Genomic DNA, 254 nt, shown 5'->3' with positions numbered 1-254 from the left:
CCTTGCGGTCCTTGATCACCTTTGTCACCTTTAAAAAGCGCCCAGTTGTAATCAGCTGGATTGGTGCTATCGGCCTGTGTGAAGTCGCTATAGGTGCCAATATACTTTTTTCCATCGCCACCGGATACCGTGAACCCACTTTTGCCACTTACATCATCTGCCCAAGCGGTGTGAAAATAGCTTGTACGGCCATCTGCACCCTTTGCACCGGGAACACCATCAGCACCATCAGCGCCCTTAATCAATGCCCACTT

Annotated in this window: 1 pseudogene; it reads right to left on the bottom strand. The window is 50.4% G+C overall.

Features of this window, described 5'->3' with window-relative positions:
* Positions 1–254 (bottom strand): annotated as a pseudogene (locus tag ACWP87_RS13875) (phage tail protein); the annotation flags it as partial.

The sequence above is a fragment of the Lacticaseibacillus sp. 22 genome, assembly GCF_055413445.1.
The sequence above is the reverse complement of the archived record's forward strand: the minus strand, read 5'-3'. Positions and strand labels throughout refer to the sequence as shown.